The sequence below is a fragment of the Nonlabens antarcticus genome (genome assembly GCF_015356755.1).
Lineage (GTDB): Bacteria > Bacteroidota > Bacteroidia > Flavobacteriales > Flavobacteriaceae > Nonlabens > Nonlabens antarcticus.
Window position 1 is genome coordinate 90,351 of the sequence record NZ_JADFCO010000063.1, and the last position, 16,070, is coordinate 106,420.

At 40.0% G+C, this 16,070-nt stretch carries 13 protein-coding genes and 1 tRNA gene; 9 read left to right on the top strand and 5 right to left on the bottom strand.

Annotated elements, in window-relative coordinates; all coding sequences use genetic code 11:
* Positions 1-202 precede the first annotated feature (202 nt).
* Positions 203-2,701: a M14 family metallopeptidase gene (locus IQ282_RS04735; RefSeq protein ID WP_194850712.1), complete on the bottom strand. Its 2,499-nt coding sequence runs from the start codon at positions 2,699-2,701 to the stop codon at positions 203-205.
* Between the two features lie 544 nt (positions 2,702-3,245).
* Here IQ282_RS04735 and IQ282_RS04740 point away from each other — a divergent pair.
* The 4 genes from IQ282_RS04740 (at position 3,246) to IQ282_RS04755 (ending at position 7,002) form a co-directional block, all read left to right on the top strand.
* Positions 3,246-3,485, top strand: a complete 240-nt coding sequence (locus IQ282_RS04740; protein ID WP_228547222.1) for a GIY-YIG nuclease family protein — start codon at positions 3,246-3,248, stop codon at positions 3,483-3,485.
* Positions 3,486-4,004: 519 nt separating this feature from the next.
* Positions 4,005-4,766, top strand: coding sequence for a patatin-like phospholipase family protein (locus tag IQ282_RS04745; protein WP_194850713.1), 762 nt, complete (start codon positions 4,005-4,007; stop codon positions 4,764-4,766).
* Between the two features lie 153 nt (positions 4,767-4,919).
* Positions 4,920-5,762 (top strand): phosphatase PAP2 family protein, encoded by an 843-nt coding sequence (locus IQ282_RS04750; RefSeq protein WP_228547223.1) that lies wholly within the window; start codon positions 4,920-4,922, stop codon positions 5,760-5,762.
* A gap of 442 nt (positions 5,763-6,204) precedes the next feature.
* On the top strand, positions 6,205-7,002 hold the full coding sequence (locus IQ282_RS04755; protein WP_194850714.1) for a helix-turn-helix domain-containing protein: 798 nt from the start codon (positions 6,205-6,207) through the stop codon (positions 7,000-7,002).
* Between the two features lie 558 nt (positions 7,003-7,560).
* Here the strand turns inward: IQ282_RS04755 and IQ282_RS04765 are convergent.
* The 3 genes from IQ282_RS04765 to IQ282_RS04775 form a co-directional block, all read right to left on the bottom strand.
* Positions 7,561-7,887, bottom strand: coding sequence for a helix-turn-helix domain-containing protein (locus IQ282_RS04765; RefSeq protein WP_194850715.1), 327 nt, complete (start codon positions 7,885-7,887; stop codon positions 7,561-7,563).
* On the bottom strand, positions 7,868-8,203 hold the full coding sequence (locus IQ282_RS04770) for a type II toxin-antitoxin system RelE/ParE family toxin (protein ID WP_394355193.1): 336 nt from the start codon (positions 8,201-8,203) through the stop codon (positions 7,868-7,870). Before IQ282_RS04770 ends, IQ282_RS04765 begins: the two co-directional genes overlap by 20 nt.
* A 591-nt stretch (positions 8,204-8,794) precedes the next feature.
* Positions 8,795-9,763 carry an NAD(P)H-dependent flavin oxidoreductase gene (locus tag IQ282_RS04775; RefSeq protein ID WP_194850717.1) on the bottom strand — a complete coding sequence of 323 codons (969 nt, stop codon included), beginning with the start codon at positions 9,761-9,763 and terminating at the stop codon, positions 8,795-8,797.
* Between the two features lie 594 nt (positions 9,764-10,357).
* Between IQ282_RS04775 and IQ282_RS04780 the strand changes: the two genes are divergently transcribed.
* Together IQ282_RS04780 and IQ282_RS04785 are read left to right on the top strand one after the other, a co-directional pair.
* Positions 10,358-12,724 (top strand): TonB-dependent receptor, encoded by a 2,367-nt coding sequence (locus IQ282_RS04780; protein ID WP_394355194.1) that lies wholly within the window; start codon positions 10,358-10,360, stop codon positions 12,722-12,724.
* Positions 12,725-12,727: 3 nt separating this feature from the next.
* Positions 12,728-13,531, top strand: coding sequence for a DUF4249 domain-containing protein (locus tag IQ282_RS04785; protein ID WP_194850718.1), 804 nt, complete (start codon positions 12,728-12,730; stop codon positions 13,529-13,531).
* 245 nt (positions 13,532-13,776) lie between these two features.
* On the opposite strand, the gene IQ282_RS04790 is transcribed toward IQ282_RS04785, so the two are convergent.
* Positions 13,777-14,409 carry an NAD(P)H-dependent oxidoreductase gene (locus IQ282_RS04790; protein WP_194850719.1) on the bottom strand — a complete coding sequence of 211 codons (633 nt, stop codon included), beginning with the start codon at positions 14,407-14,409 and terminating at the stop codon, positions 13,777-13,779.
* 149 nt (positions 14,410-14,558) lie between these two features.
* Between IQ282_RS04790 and IQ282_RS04795 the strand changes: the two genes are divergently transcribed.
* The 3 genes from IQ282_RS04795 to IQ282_RS04805 all read left to right on the top strand — a co-directional run bounded on the left by IQ282_RS04795 (position 14,559) and on the right by IQ282_RS04805 (position 15,693).
* A complete protein-coding gene (locus IQ282_RS04795) occupies positions 14,559-15,215 on the top strand; it encodes a SanA/YdcF family protein (RefSeq protein WP_194850720.1) in 657 nt (218 codons plus the stop codon).
* 91 nt (positions 15,216-15,306) lie between these two features.
* Positions 15,307-15,486 carry a hypothetical protein gene (locus tag IQ282_RS04800; protein WP_194850721.1) on the top strand — a complete coding sequence of 60 codons (180 nt, stop codon included), beginning with the start codon at positions 15,307-15,309 and terminating at the stop codon, positions 15,484-15,486.
* A gap of 122 nt (positions 15,487-15,608) precedes the next feature.
* Positions 15,609-15,693, top strand: a tRNA-Ser gene (locus IQ282_RS04805).
* Positions 15,694-16,070 lie beyond the last annotated feature (377 nt).

The window sequence follows — 16,070 nt, forward strand, 5'->3', positions numbered from 1 at the left end:
AATGCACTGTTATATTAAGTTAAAAGATGTAAAGCACTATAGAGTTTACAAAGCATGGTTTTCTACAGTTTCAATTTGGCAGTTTAGGAACCCTTTTATAATCTCTTGTTTAATTTCGGTTAATTCAAACCGTTTTTATATCGCCAGCTTGCAAGATGATTGTCGTTCATTAATCTTTCGCGAAAGCGAACTAACAACACTCCTACAACTCCGGTTTATTGTTATTCACTATAAATACGGCATTAACGAATAACAATTTCCCATTCTGCCAGAACGCACGGAATAATGGATCGTCCACCATATAGATCACACTACCACTACCCAATCGCTGCTCGCCAAAAACCATCGAATTTTTCAATTTGGTTTTTGCTTTATCTCCCGCAAAACCGGATACATTTTTGACGTCTTCTGGAAGCCAACCTACATTGTAGCCATCTTCTAGATAACTGTAAGAATCGCTGCCCAGTTTTAAGGAATAATAGGTATCACCGTAACCAAAAGCCAATGGGTGTGTCGCATCCATCGTTGTCTTGAAAATACTTCCCGTAATCAGATCTTCGGTTCCCGCTTCTTCTCTGGAGGCATAGGGAATTAAAAGGTTCTTTTTCTTTTCTTCAGTTTTGGTAGAATCTTTAGGAGCTTCATTTGATTTCAAACTAAAACCTTCTTTCCCGGCAAAAGCAGAAACCGCATTATCCACCGCCACAACTTTCCCGCCACTGCGAACGAAATCGGTTACTTTTTTTAATCCTGATTCGTTCAATATGCTGCTGTAATAACCGCTAGGCATAACTAAAACGTCAAATTTGCTCAGGTCAACGCTGGCAAAATAATCGGTATCGATGGAAGTCACCGGATATTCTAGGGTTTGCTCAAAGAAATACCAGGTTGCTCCATAAGCCAGAGAAGACGTGCGCTCACCTTTCAATAATGCAATTCTAGGGGCAATGATCAGCTTTACATCTGGAGATCCAAAGTCAGGTCCGCTAGAGGCAAAAGAACTTTCAGCTACATCTAGGGAACGATTGAAGGTGGCGGCAACCTTACTAACGGTCGCATTGAACGTTTCCATGTTACGGTTGTCACTTTTAGTAATGATCAGGGAACCGCGTTCATAAGTGGTGCCGTTATTTTCAAACGGTTTTTCAGAAAAACGCACTTTGATATCTGCTTTCAATAAAGCCGCTAAAAAACGTGCGTCTTCCATACTGTTCCATTTTGAAATATATCCAGCTGCCGTAGAACTTGCTACAGGAGCAGCAGTCATAAATGGATTTGCCCCATTAGCTGTTACCAGCGAGCTACTACCTACAGCTTCCAGACCGTAAGCGGTTGGCAAATTCCAGGCGGTAATGTCATAGGTTAAGGGTGTGGAAAGTTTAGTATTGGCTTCAAAAAGAACTTGCACCATTTTTCCTTTTGGTTGGTCGGTACTCACCACCATTGCCATATCATAATCCATGGATGATTTAGAACTCTCGTCATAACGCAAACCACTTGCTTTTCCCTTACCCGTAAATCCATAGGCAATCTCGTGCTGATCCAGTAGAGCAGCCAGGGATTTCATGTTATCCAGATTCCCTTTGAGCACATAGCTTTTGGTTTTTAAAGCACTGTTATCAAAGTATTTTTTGAATTCGCTATTGAGTTTATCCACGTTTCTTGCAGCCACCTCCACGGTGGAAAGCCCTGTAGTTTTATGGTGCGCCACACGATCCACAAGGGTCAATTCATATCCTTCATCGGTATTGATTCCCAGACCGGCGCGGCCATGTCCTGCTTGCTCATAAGTCATTCCTATAGCGCCCATGTAGGTAGGATAAGTATCGCCATAACTGGGATACAATAAATCAAAAAGTTCTTTAGTATAATACAACCAGCCTTCCTGATCAAAGTATTTTGCGTGGTTCTTCCCTATTTCGGTTTGGAAATCCCGCTGAAACGGAGTGATTATCTCATGAAATGGTTCTGCTGCAGGAGCAAAATAATACGGGTCATTAATTCCCTGCTCGTGAAAATCGACGTGTATTTGTGGCATCCACTGGTTGTAGATCTTCAAACGCTGCTGTGTTTCTACTTGCGTTGCCCACGCCCAGTCACGGTTCAAGTCAAAAAGATAATGGTTGGGACGACCACCCGGCCATGGTTCGTGGTGTTCTGCTGCTGCCTGTAAAGGATCGTAGGGAGAGCTCGCTACCTGATTGTACCAGTTTGCATAGCGATCGCGCCCATCAGGATTCACACAGGGATCGATAATAACCACGGTATCTTCCAGCCATTCCTTCTTATTGGTTATCAATTCATAAAGTGTTACCATGGAAGCCTCTGTAGAAGATGCCTCATTCCCATGGACATTGTAGGACAACCAGACAATGGCTTTATCAGCTTCCGCATTTGAATCACCTGCTATAATTCCAGTTTGGGATAAGTTCTTTTTACGGATACTTTCTATATTTTGCTGATTTCCAGGAGCACTCACTACCGCATAGGTCAATGGCCGGCGCTCGTTAGTTCTTCCATATTCTTGAAAGGTGACCATATCGCTGTTTGCCGCCACATGTTCAAAATACCGCACGACATCTGCATGTCTTGAGAACTGGGTTCCTATTTCATAGCCTAGGAAATCGGCTGGGGATTTAAGTTGGGCCTGCACTGCGATGCTAGCGAGAAATAACAGACTAAAAAATAATGATTTGCGCATGAATAACATTTTGAAGTGCTAAGCTACTTCATAAATACCAATCCCTTTTTGTAAAACTAAGATCTGTTATCCACGAGTTATTTACTGGATGGGTTTGAGGGATCTCGCTTTCGCGAAAGCTAACTAGCGATAAGTTTTGTAACAAGTCAACCGCTCGTTCTCGACTGCCGCTCGAACCGGCTTGTATTTTTCTTAGTTACAATCTCATGAAACCAGTATCGAGCGAAAGTCGAGATATGGTTGGAGCACAATGACATTCTCTTAGATGAACCGCTCGTTCTCGACTGCCGCTCGAACCGGCTTGTATTGTCTTAGTTACAATCTCATGAAACCAGTATCGAGCGACTTTCATTGTCTTAGTTACAATCTCATGAAACCAGTATCGAGAGAAAGTCGAGATATGGTTGGAGCACAATAACATTCTCTTAGATGAACCGCTCGTTCTCGACTATCGCTCGAACCGGCTTACTTTTTTTACATCACAATCTTTACAAACCAGTATCGAGCGAAAGTCGAGATATGATTTTAGCACTATCTTCATCAGATGTTCAATTCCTTTCACATCTATATTCTCGAATGCGCTGACGGTAAATTATATACTGGAATCACAAGCAATCTAGAACGCAGGCTTCTCGAACATCAAACTGGTTACAGAGAAACAGCTTACACCTACAACCGCAGACCAGTCAAATTAGTATTCCAAGAATCCATTGGTGATTTGTTCCAAGCCCTACGTTACGAAAAGCGCATCAAAAAGTGGTCAGCCAGCAAAAATTGGCACTGATTAATGGTGATTTTGATAGGCTCAAGTTATTAGCGCAATGTCAGAATGATTCTAGTAGTGCTTTTGTTTCTTCGGAATATATTCCTAAAAAACTTCGTGGTAAATAAGCCGCGCGTTCTCGACTATCGCTCGAACCGGCTTGTATTTTTCTTATATTATGAATTTTGTAAACCAGTATCCAGCGACTTTCATTGTCTTAGTTACAATCTCATGAAATCAGTATCGAGCGAAAGTCGAGATATGGTTGGAGCACAAAGACATTCTCTTAGATGAACCGCTCGTTCTCGACTATCGCTCGAACCGGCTTACTTTTTTTACATCACAATCTTCATAAACCAGTATCGAGCGAAAGTCGAGATATAGTTTTAGCACAATCCTCCTAACTTACCCAACCGATCGTATTAAACTACCACTAGATCCAGCCACGACCTGTTTCGGATTTGATGTTTTATTCCATATTGCGCAAAAGCAATAACCTTGATCACCTCCTAAATTCTTAATTTGCAGGAAAACCCAACCATGCAAAAATTAGGGATTGCGCTTGCTGGTGGTGGCGCTAGAGCATCAGCACACATAGGAGTATTGCAGGCATTGAATGAAAATGGGGTTTTTCCAGACGAGATTTCTGGTTCCAGCGCCGGTGCCATGATAGGCGCTTTATATTGCCACGGTTACTCACCGCTGGAAATCCTGGAACTTTCCATGCAGGAAGAATTTGTGCGCATCTTTAAATGGCAATTGATAACGCGGGAATGGAGCCGCCTGGCCATGCTCAAGCGATTGTTGCACAAACATTTGCCAGAAAATAGTTTTGAGGTCATGAAAATCCCTTTTCACGCCTGTCTTACGAACCTCAATAAGGGTTGCAGCGAGTACCACAAGAGCGGTGACCTGACCACCTGCATCGTTGCATCTTGCGCCGTTCCCGTGATTTTCAAGCCGGTCATGATGAATAATATTACTTATGTGGATGGCGGTGTGCTCAATAATTTACCCATCGAACCCCTGCAAAATCGCAACATGAAAATTATGGGCGTGAGCATTTGTCCCCATGAAGAACTGGAGCAGGTCAAGGGAATACGCGAGATTAGTGAACGGGTGTTCCAGCTCAATGTATGGAGCAATACAAAATACCGTTTGAAACAGTGCGATGTAGGGCTGGAAGTAGAAGATTCCTTCAATTACGGCATGTTTGACGTGAAAAAGTCGGAAGAGCTTTTTAAGATAGGTTATGATTGTGCGATCAAAAAAATGCCCGAGATTCTATCAGGTCTCGCATAGTTCCTAATCTACTATTTACTCTTAAAAAGAGTGCGAGTTGTCTAAACTAAAGCAAGTGCTATTGGAATCCCTATGGCTCCATATCAAAATACAATATCGATTATAAAGTTTATAAAGGCTAGCCGACTTTATATTTGTACCAAATTATTTTTCATGCGTATTGTAGTGCTCTTTCTTCTTTTTCTTTCCAGTATCTCGTTGCATGCACAGAATGATTTTATTATCGACAGAGGAGAAACAGATCTTTGGCAGGATTTCACCTATGATATGGGGAATGTTTTCCAGGGCGTGGGTTTTGCTTACAGCAGACCCCTGTATTGGGATAAAAACGATCTACTTGTTGCTGGTGGAGTTACTGCCGCAACTCTGGGATTTTATGCCGTGGATGATAACATCACGAGAGAACTCACTGGACAAAGAGACGATATTCCAGAAATTCTACTGGATTATGGCTATTATGCGGGAGCACCGCAGAACAACTATGGACTTTCTGGCGCTATATATCTTACCGGCTTATTTACCAAAAATGAAAAGTTACGACGTACCGGCGTGCTGCTGATCTCATCTGCCACCGCTACGGGTTTTTTCCAGCAATTGACCAAATCGGCAACGGGAAGAGCGCGTCCCAGTGCGGGATTAGGCAAGAATCATTTTAGGCCCTTTGGCGGTTCTTCAGAATTTCGCTCCTTTCCGTCAGGTCACGCCGTTCTGACATTTACCAATGCTCATGTGATTGCCAAACAATTTGAGAACCCCTGGGTCAAGGCCGGGATTTATACCTTAGGTGTGGTTCCCGGATTATCTAGAATTTATGAGGGGAAACATTTTGCCAGCGATGTTTTTTTAAGCTGGGCGCTTAGTTACTTTATGGTAGAGGCGATCGATTTATATCTGGACAGAAAGTACGAACAGAAATATAACGATAATCGTACTAAAACCACCTCGCTAGACCTCAACTTCACCTTGAATAGTGTGGGCGTGAGTTATACTTTTTAGAATAATCAAAACTGCTTTTAGGTTGGTTTGAGCAGCTATTTTCTCGCTTTCGCGAAAGTGTATATAAGTTCATCTGCAGTACCATATTCTGATTGTGTAAGTTACATTGACAACCCTACATTGGTCTTTTCCGAATGAATGATATGGATTAAAACGAGCTCCTTACAATCCTGTTATTCGCCTACTCTTTTCATTATTCTAAATGGTCCAGATATTTGTAATAAGTTTTTCTCTCCGCTCATAAATCGGAAAATCCGGACTTTAGTTACACTTATTCATTTATAATAATGGAGAGAAAGAACTTTCCTTAGAAATCACTACTTTTCAATTTTTGCAGGCTTTACGAGCTATTGCCGTGCAAATGTCGGGTTTAAATTCATCTTTAAATTGCTGACCAAGTCTGTTTCATGATTAAAATTGCCACAACCAAATGAACCGAATCATGAAACAACCACAACTGGGCGATTATATCGCAAACCTGAGAAAAGAGCAAGGTTTGACACAAGAAGAATTAGTAGAACTCTGCAACATCAACGTTAGAACCATCCAGCGCATTGAAGCTGGTAATGTGACACCTAGAAATTATACGATCAAGAATATTTTGCGGGCGTTGGGGAGTTCTTTTGAGGATCTTACCGAAGAGATCCACAAAAAGCCTGACGAAACCAAGAACACAGAAAACCTACTGAAAAATCCTAATCATGGGCTCCTAATTGGAGTTTTAGGAATTCTATACATCTTAATTTCTATACCATTATTAATCGCAGATCTATTTGCCAGCTTAAGAGATGAGCAAATTTTTGGTATTTATGTTTATTCTGGAATAGCGGTTCTTTATTCTATATTATTGAGCGTATTTTACATCAGCCTTGCATTTTCCATGAAAACCAAATCGCACTTGTTAAAGACCTGTGTTTTTATCTTTTTAGGTTTAGAAATACTATCGACAGTGTTTGGTTACTTTTGGTACAGTGCCTCTTACGCTACTATGGGAGTCGCCATAGGACTTCATATCTTATATGCAATTTCATTAATAATTCTTGCCATTCCTTTTTTCTATTCGAGAAATCAATTTGAGGGAATATTTAAGCATCTAGGGTTATTACTTGCCATCGCAGGCGCATGTAATTTGACATTTGTTCTATTTCCCATTGGAGTTGTGTTGACCTTATTATTTGAAGTTCTATTAATCGCATTAATGTTTCAGTTTTATCAGAACGGTCGAAAAATCATTAATTAATGGCTTCTTAAAATTAATTATGCAAAACAATAGACACCAATTCTAGTTTAAGAACATATGCAGACTGTGATCAAATTACTGCAGAACAAGATTTAAAATTAATGTCATGGACGTAAAACCTTATCAAATTAGCAGCAGATTACCGACTCACTTTAAAACTTTTTACGTGTGATTTTTGAAGCGTCTGTAAATAGTAAAGAAGACGATGAAGCTGAAATAGTGTCCTTACTCGTAGAAAATCACGACAATGAGCATTATGCCATTTAAGGACCAGTTCCTATTGAAGCAATCACAATTAGGATGAAAGAACTTCAATTGAAACAAAGACACTTAATTGGCATTATAAGAGGAAAAAGTCGCGTATCTGGGAATAAATCTTAAAAAGAACCTAACTCTGGATATGACCAGAATACTAGAACAAAAGCTTCAAATATCCGCTTCCGCGCTAGTTGCAAATTATTCATTACAAAATTGATCCGTAGGATTTTTAAAAAAACTTTTCAAGTATTGCACTGCATTTAGATCATTAGTTTCTATAAAAAATGCTGAATAAAAGAACTAGGTAAGGTTCAAATTTTGATTTTGTAGCTCTACATTAAAATTTACCTTTGCATTTAGAGCACGAAATACTTTTAAAATTGTCTCAAACCGAGCATCGTTGAGATTGTTTTCTATTTTGGAAATTTGCGCCTTTTGTACACCAACCAACTCACCCAGTTGGGCTTGCGTTAGTTTTCTTTCTTTTCTTGCTTGTTTGATAGCAAGTCCAATCAAATCAAGTCGTAATTCGCTTTCAAATTCGTCTCGATTTGGCGTTCCCACTTTTCCGATGTGCTTGTCCGTAATTTCGTCTAGACTGTAAGTTTTAATTTCCATTTGTATCATTATTATTTCTTTTAGCGTCAAAATATTTTTTCATAATCCGCTCGGTTTTGTCAATTTCCTTTTGCGGCACTTTACCAGTTTTCTTTTCCATTCCGTGCGTTGAGATAACAACAGTTTCAGTTTTATCAGTTTTATCCCAAAATGCGAAAAGTCGGTATTTGATTTTGTTGTGAAGCGTCCTAAATTCCCAAACACTTGAATTTAGTTTTTTGAAAAGATCGCTATCGTTTACTACTTGTGATTTGCGAATATTATAAATTATTTTCCGTTTTGCTTTTTCATCGAGTTTAGAAAGGAAATCATCGACTTCTTCCATTAATTCGACTTTAAATTTTTGGTTCATTCAATTAGCTTCAGTCACAAAGATAATGTTTCTTATTTAGGAAATTTTTTTTAGTATCGATTTGGTTTCCAGTATTATTGGCTAGAGTACTTTATGAAAATGCACAGCATTTCTTACAATTTTCGATCTTGTGTGAACTGTTTGTATTCCAGACCAAAATCAGGAATTGCATTATTAGTAATTGGCTTTAGATTTATTTTATAATAAAAACAAGTTGATGATCAGAGCGCGCTGCATCACCTTAATGGAAGACGTAAACTTATTTTATCTTTATGATTGTGCTATGCATACCAGTAATATGAACATAAAAAGCATTCTGGAATGCAGTAAATACTTAAGCTAGTTCAAGCTATTGCCATTGCTTAATTTATGTATTCCTCAATAGTTTCATTTGGAATTATATTGTTGCCCATATTTGAAATACTTTTCATGCTTAACTTTCATATCTATCAACAATCCAAAATTATAGTTGCAGGAGAATGATAACAACTCGATACAATGCTATTAATATCCGCTTCCGTGCTAGTCGCAAATTATCCGTTATAAAATTGATCCGTAAAATACCTAAGAAAACCGCTTCAAATTCTCCGCCTGCATTTCTAATGCCGATTTGAACTCCGTTTTCAATCGGTTTATGAGATCTTGAGCAGGAATGGTATCATCAATGGTTGCCGATCCTTGTCCAGCACTCCAAATGGTTTTCCAGGCTTTCGCTTCGGTGTCTAATTCTTTGCCAAAATCAATTTTACCAGTCGCATGCAATTGTTCTTCTGTAATACCGGCCGCTTTTAAACTTGCTCCTAAGAAATTTGCACTCACGCCAGAAATTGCAGCGGTGTACACAACATCTGAAGATCCCGCTTCAATAATCATATCTCGGTATTCGTCGGTGGCTTTGGATTCGTCGGTATTGATAAACCTCGTTCCCATGTAGGCAAGATCTGCTCCCATTTGTAACGCACTGGCCACATCCTGACCAGAACTTATGGCTCCAGAAAGGAGAATAACACCGTCATAGAAAGATCGAACCTCACGTACAAATGGCATAGGATTTAAAGTTCCCGCATGACCACCAGCACCCGCGCAAACGAGAATCAATCCGTCCACTCCTGCTTCCTGAGCTTTTTCTGCATGGCGTTTTTTGATCACATCGTGAAATACCAATCCGCCATAGCTATGTACGGCATTTACCACATCTTTCACCGCTCCTAGCGAGGTGATGATCAAAGGCACTTTATGTTTTACACATATTTTCAAGTCGGCTTCCACTCGCGGATTACTACCATGAACGATCAAGTTGACACCGTAAGGAGCTGCTTTTTTTCCGGTTTCAGTTTCCCAATCCTTCAACTCTTTTTCAATCTGGATCACCCATTCCTCAAAACCTTCGGTCGTCCGTTGGTTCAATGCTGGGAAAGTACCTACGATACCATTTTTACAACATTCTATCACCAGTTCTGGTCCAGAAATTAAAAACATAGGTGCTGCCACAACGGGCAATGATAAGCGATTGATAAGGTCAGTTCCAGTCATGGTCATTTTTTTATAAAGTTAAGGGTAAACTGGGACAGGTTCAAAATTTGTTGGATTATTTGACAAATGGCTTGCTCGGTTTTCGGTGCGCTCTAACCTCGCTGACGAAAGACGTATAACTAAAAAATGATTCTGTTTTGTGAGTCTTTGAGTCGTGAGTCTGTCAGCTATCAGTCGTTGAGCGTGTGAGTTTTTTTATGTGCTTCGCAAATGATTATAACAATGCTACTCCTATCTTAATTGTATTCAGTTCTAATCGCTGCCTGTGGAAAGTCTGTCGCCAACCATTAAAAAGTCCTCCATCTAATTAGGTCAACCGTCAATCAGTCGACCATAAAAAAGTCTTATGTCTTAGGTCACGAGAGTTACCGCAGGGAACGCGAGTCGTCTTTTGTCGTTTTGGTTTCTGTTTTGATTTTTATTTAAGTTCAGCTTATAATTCTCAGGTGAATGCTAAATGCTCTTACAAAAAAGTCGTTCGTCTTAAGTCACGAGAGTTCCCGCAGGGAACGCGAGCTATCTATTGTCGTTTTGGTTTTCATTTTGATTTTGAGAACGGCAATCTCCATGGTTTCTATGCATTATTTTTGCTGCATGGTAAGAATGAAGTGGATTGTTTTGGTTTTGATGATTTTCGCTTTCGCGAAAGCGAACTCACAGAAATTTACATTGTCAGGTACGGTCACAGAACAGGCAACTGGTGAGACATTGCTCAATGTAACCGTAGCCATACCAGCGCTTTCCACGGGAACCATCACCAACGAATATGGATTTTACTCCATCACACTAGACGCTGGAACCTACGAAATCATTTACAGCAGCATAGGCTTCCAAAGCGTGCAGGAAACTGTGGTGCTGGACCAAAACCAAAAGTTATCCATCAAACTAGCCGAATCTGGAGAACAACTGGATGCAATTGTATTGAAAAACGACATCGAACAACTCAACACTCGATCACCGCAAATGAGTGTGAATGCGCTGTCCATTGAATCCATTAAAAAAATACCAGTAGTTCTGGGCGAGGTAGATCTGATTAAATCCCTAACCTTACTTCCCGGAGTTACCAGCGCGGGCGAGGGTGCCAGCGGCTTTAACGTGCGTGGTGGTGCGGCAGATCAAAACCTTGTGTTGCTGGATGAAGCGACTTTATATGGTAGCGATCATTTATTTGGCTTCTTTTCGGTTTTTAATCCTGATGCCATTAAAGATCTGAAACTCTATAAAGGTGGCATTCCCGCAAGATATGGTGGTCGTGTTTCCAGTGTTCTTGATATTTACCAGCGTGATGGAAACAACACAAAATTGAGCGGCACCGGTGGGATAGGAATCGTGGCGAGTCGCATTCTTTTAGAAGGTCCCATTCAAAAAAATAAATCTTCTTTTCTAGTAGGTGGTCGCAGCAGCTATGCACATTTATTTTTCCCATTGTTCGGTTTAGAAAATCAGGCATATTTCTATGATTTGAATGCCAAAGCTTCTTTTAACCTGGATGATAATAACAGGTTGTATGGCTCTGCTTATTTTGGAAGGGATGTTTTTAAGATCAATAATTTCTTCGGAAATACTTTTGGAAATTCGTTTGTAAACCTGCGTTGGAACCATGTGTTTAATGATAAGTGGTTCAGCAATGCATCTGTGATTTTCTCTGATTATAATTATGGCCTGGAACTAGAGTTTGTGGAGTTTGAATTCTTTACAGGAATTACAAACCTCAATCTGAAATACGATCTTACCCATTTTTACAGCGATAAAGCTAAACTGCGCTACGGACTCAATTCTATATATTACGAATTTGATCCTGGAAAAATTGTTCCTACAACGTCTACAAGTCCTATCAATGAGCGACAACTGATTAGAAAATACGCCTGGGAAAATGCGTTGTATGTAGATGGCGAGTTTAGACCGACCGACCAGCTGAATGTGAATGCAGGAATACGCTTGACATCCTTTAATAGATTGGGACAAGAATCCACAAATATTTATGATAATGATGGGCCTCTCGTTTTTAATCAAGAGCAAGGTGTTTATGAAGCTGGAGAAGCCATAGGAACTTTTGAAACCAGTCGTGGAGAATCGCTAGAAACCTTTTTAAATGTAGAACCGCGTTTATCCATTGCTTACAGTATAGATGATGATACCAGCGTGAAAGCAAGTTACCAGCGCATCAATCAATACATACATTTGATTTCAAACACTACCGCTCCTACTCCGTTTGATCTATATGCGCCCAGCGGTAATTTCATTAAGCCACAAGTAGGCGATCAAGTTGCCGCTGGATTTTTTAAAAATTTAGGAAATTACTCTCTAGAGACAGAGGCATTTTACAAAACCGTTAAAAACAGACTGGATTACATTGATGGGGCAGATTTGATTGCACAAGATGCGGTAGAAACGATATTGGTCTCTGGAAAATCAAGAGCTTATGGTCTGGAAATTCTCTTCAAAAAGAACGAAGGAAAACTACAGGGCTGGATTGCATATACCTTATCTAAAAGCGAACAGCGTACTCCAGGAAGAAATGCTGATGAACCAGGAATCAATAACGGTGAATGGTACAACGCACCCTGGGATAAAACCCACGATCTGACTATGACTGCTAATTATGAATGGAATGAGAAATGGAGTTTAGGAAGCAACTTCACGCTGCAAACAGGACAACCGGTTACTTTTCCAAATGGTCAATATGAATTCAACGGGTTGTTTGTTCCCACCTATGAATCCCGTAATTCCAGCCGCTTGCCCATTATTCACAGACTGGATCTATCTGCTATCTACACACCAAAACCAGACAAAACAAGCGGATGGCAATCCAGTTGGGTTTTCAGTCTTTACAACGCTTACAATAGAAGGAATGCCGCAAGTATCAGTTTTGCAGAAAACGAGGATACGAATAGGAATGAGGCTACGCGACTTGCGATTTTTGGCGTGGTTCCTTCTATTACTTATAACTTTAAATTTTAGATCATGAGAAAGTTGCTAATAGTAGTCTGTGCCGTATTTCTTTTTCTAGGATGTGAAGATGTCATTGATGTAGATTTAAATACATCAAAACCTAGACTGGTCATAGATGCACGCCTAGAATTGTTGGAAGATGGCAGCAGCAGAAATACGATATTATTGACTCGATCGTCCGGCTTTTTTGAAGAGGTGAATCCGCTAGTGGAGGATGCACAAGTATTTGTCGTGGATGGAAATGGAGTCAATTATACCTTTCTATTTAATGGGAATACAGAGCGGTATGAAAATACCACGTTAGAAATTGAGAATAGTCTGGAGTATACGATTACGATTATCGATCAAAATCAGACCTATCAGGCGACACAAAAACTAGCTACCACAGTTCCCTTGCAAGATGTAGAACAAAAGGAAGTTGCCGGTCTGGATGGATTCACTCAGATTGTCGCTTATTTCCAGGATCCTGCCGCTCTGGGAGATAATTACTTGATCCAATATACTGACCTCAATAATTTCGAACTATCTATTAGCGATGACGAATTCATAAATGGCAACCGCACGCCTACCAGTTTTTTTATAGAAGATTTAGAACCTGGAACCACTATTAGTCTAGAAATCGCGGGTATTGACGGACAAGCTTTCCGCTTTTTTGAAACATTGATTCAGCAAACCGATGCTGGCGGTGGTGGCCCGTTTGATACGCAACCAGCAACCGTTAGGGGTAATGTTATAAATATCAACGATCGCGATCAATTCCCTTTTGGCTATTTCAGGGTTTCACAAGTATTTACGGTAAGTTATGTGAGTGAGTAGATTGTGGTATGTGGTATGTGGTATGTGGTATGTGGTATGTGGTAAAATTAATTTTTTTAATAAAATTAGGTCCGCGGAGAGAAAAGATCAACAATCAAAAATCTTTGATCTTCAATCCTAAATCATTTGAACTGTGAACTGTGAAGAATAAATCAATTCACTTTCAATCTATATTAAAGAATAAATTGAGTCTCAGATCCAGATTCGATTCGATTTTTTTTATTTTTATTTTTATTTTTAAAAATCTAATCCATAAAGAGAACACTATCTTGGAGTGGAAGACGCACCTTTTCCATACGTGCAAACTTGTCATCTTCTTTCCTGTGGCCTATGGGTAGCAATAGAACCGACTTTAAACCTTTGGATTTTAAATCTAATAATTCATCCACTTTTTCAGGATTGAAACCTTCCATCGGACAACTGTCAATGCGTTGGTTTGCGCAAACCGTCAAAAGGTTTCCTAGCGAAATATAAGCCTGATTTTTTGCCCATGCTTCCACCTGGTCGTGTTGCATAGCGGTAAAACGATCATTAAGTTGGTCCTGGAATGGTTTTAAAATTTCGGTACTGGTTTTACGCACTTTTTGAACCAGATCAAAATACCTTCCTACATAACCATCATCCATAGTAACGGTGCAAAACACCAAAACTGCGGGAGCATCCACAACCTGACGTTGTCCATAAGCAAATGGCAACATTTTTTCCTGCAGCTTTTTATTCTGGACCACCACCAGACGACAAGGCTGCAAACCGTAAGAAGTTGCAGTCAGGTTAAATGCCTCCGTAATTATCTCAAGTTCATTTCCAGTCAGGTGTAAAGCAGGATCAAAATTCTTCGTTGCATACCTCCATTTAAGGTTTTCAATACTATTCGTCATGGCTAATCGTTATATTTGTCCAGTGAAAATTGAGGTGATTTCGCTTTCGCGAAAGCGGGTAAATCCGCTACCTCTAAACATTGCATTGCAAAGGTAAACCCTAGAAAACTCTTTCACCTGCCAGTCATCAACTTAAGCGTTGAAACTCTATGAGAAAACTCCTTAACATCCTTGTGTTTCTAGTTGTAGGCGTACTTCTTACCGTCGTTTTCCTACAAGTTTACATACAAAGAACCTCTGCTAAATATATGGAGGAGGACCTTGCTATGCTGGAACCCGTGTATACAGGAATCGTTCTGGGAGCTAGTGTTCGTCCTGACAAGAGCCTCTCTCCCATCCTGCGAGATCGCGTGGATGCCGCACTTCTTGCTTATAGAAAGGGTAAGATCGAAAAATTCTTGCTGAGCGGTGACCATGGACAAGCCGATTATGACGAGGTAAACGCCATGAAAAATTACTTGAATGCGCAAAGTGTTCCAGATGAAGATATATTTTTAGATCATGCCGGTTTTGACACCTATGATAGTATGATACGGGCAAAATCTATTTTTGAAGTGGATAAAGCAATCATTTTTACACAAAAATTTCATTTACCTAGAGCTATCTATGTGGGTCGTAATTTAGGTTTAGAAGTTCACGGCTATGTTGCAGATCGTGAAAATTATGAACCTACTTCCTACTTACAACGTAGAGAATGGCTCGCAAATATTAAAGCCTGGACAGAAATTTACTTGGAATCCAAACCTACTTTTTCTGGTGATGTAATCCCAATTACCGGCAGCAGCTCGCGTACTCACGACAAATAGCATATCATAAAGTCCTTTAACACAGTAGCATTAAGTTATGTTAAACATGTTAGGGCATTCGAACTTATTTCTATCTTTAAAAGAAAAAGTTATGAGCGACCACAATCCAAATTCAGAAAAATCAAGCGACAACAATCCAAATCCGGAAAAAACTAGTAAAAAAGAACAAGCGATCAATCTGGAAGAAACACACGGCAAGAAGATCAATCACCAGGTGCAGGATAAGCGAGAGCATCACCAGCCTAGGGATGGTAATCTAGGTAACCAGTAAGAAATAGAATATCTCAAAAAAACTGCTTCCTCAAAAGCAGTTTTTTTATTTTTATAGCACCTCTAATTGAATTAAATCTTTATATTTGCACCCGCAAAATCAATGACCGGTTTTGTGATACTGGAGAAGTGGCAGAGTGGTCGAATGCACTGGTCTTGAAAACCAGCGAGGGTCACACCTCCAGGGGTTCGAATCCCTTCTTCTCCGCTTAGAGCAAAGCTCGGTTTTCGTAAGAAAATCGGGCTTTTTCTTTTTCAGACTGCACCAACTGCGCAGCATTTGTAAGCGGACTGAAAAAACAAAAAGCCCTGGTATCGCGATAGCGATATCAGGGCTTTTTTGTTAGGTATAGAGAAGTTGGGATCAACGCTAGTTATTCTCTTACTGAGATTGACCTAGGAACCGAGCCTGAAGCTCAGGCTGAGAAACACGTAAAGCCGGCTCTCGAAAGAGGTTGAGATTTGTATAGATTCAACTCCAATTCGTTCCCAGGAGTAAAGGAAATCAGAGCAATGCTAATTATAAAACAACGAAGTTAAAATTGAATTTTTAACTTGGAAAGCCAGCTGATTCTCATCCACATA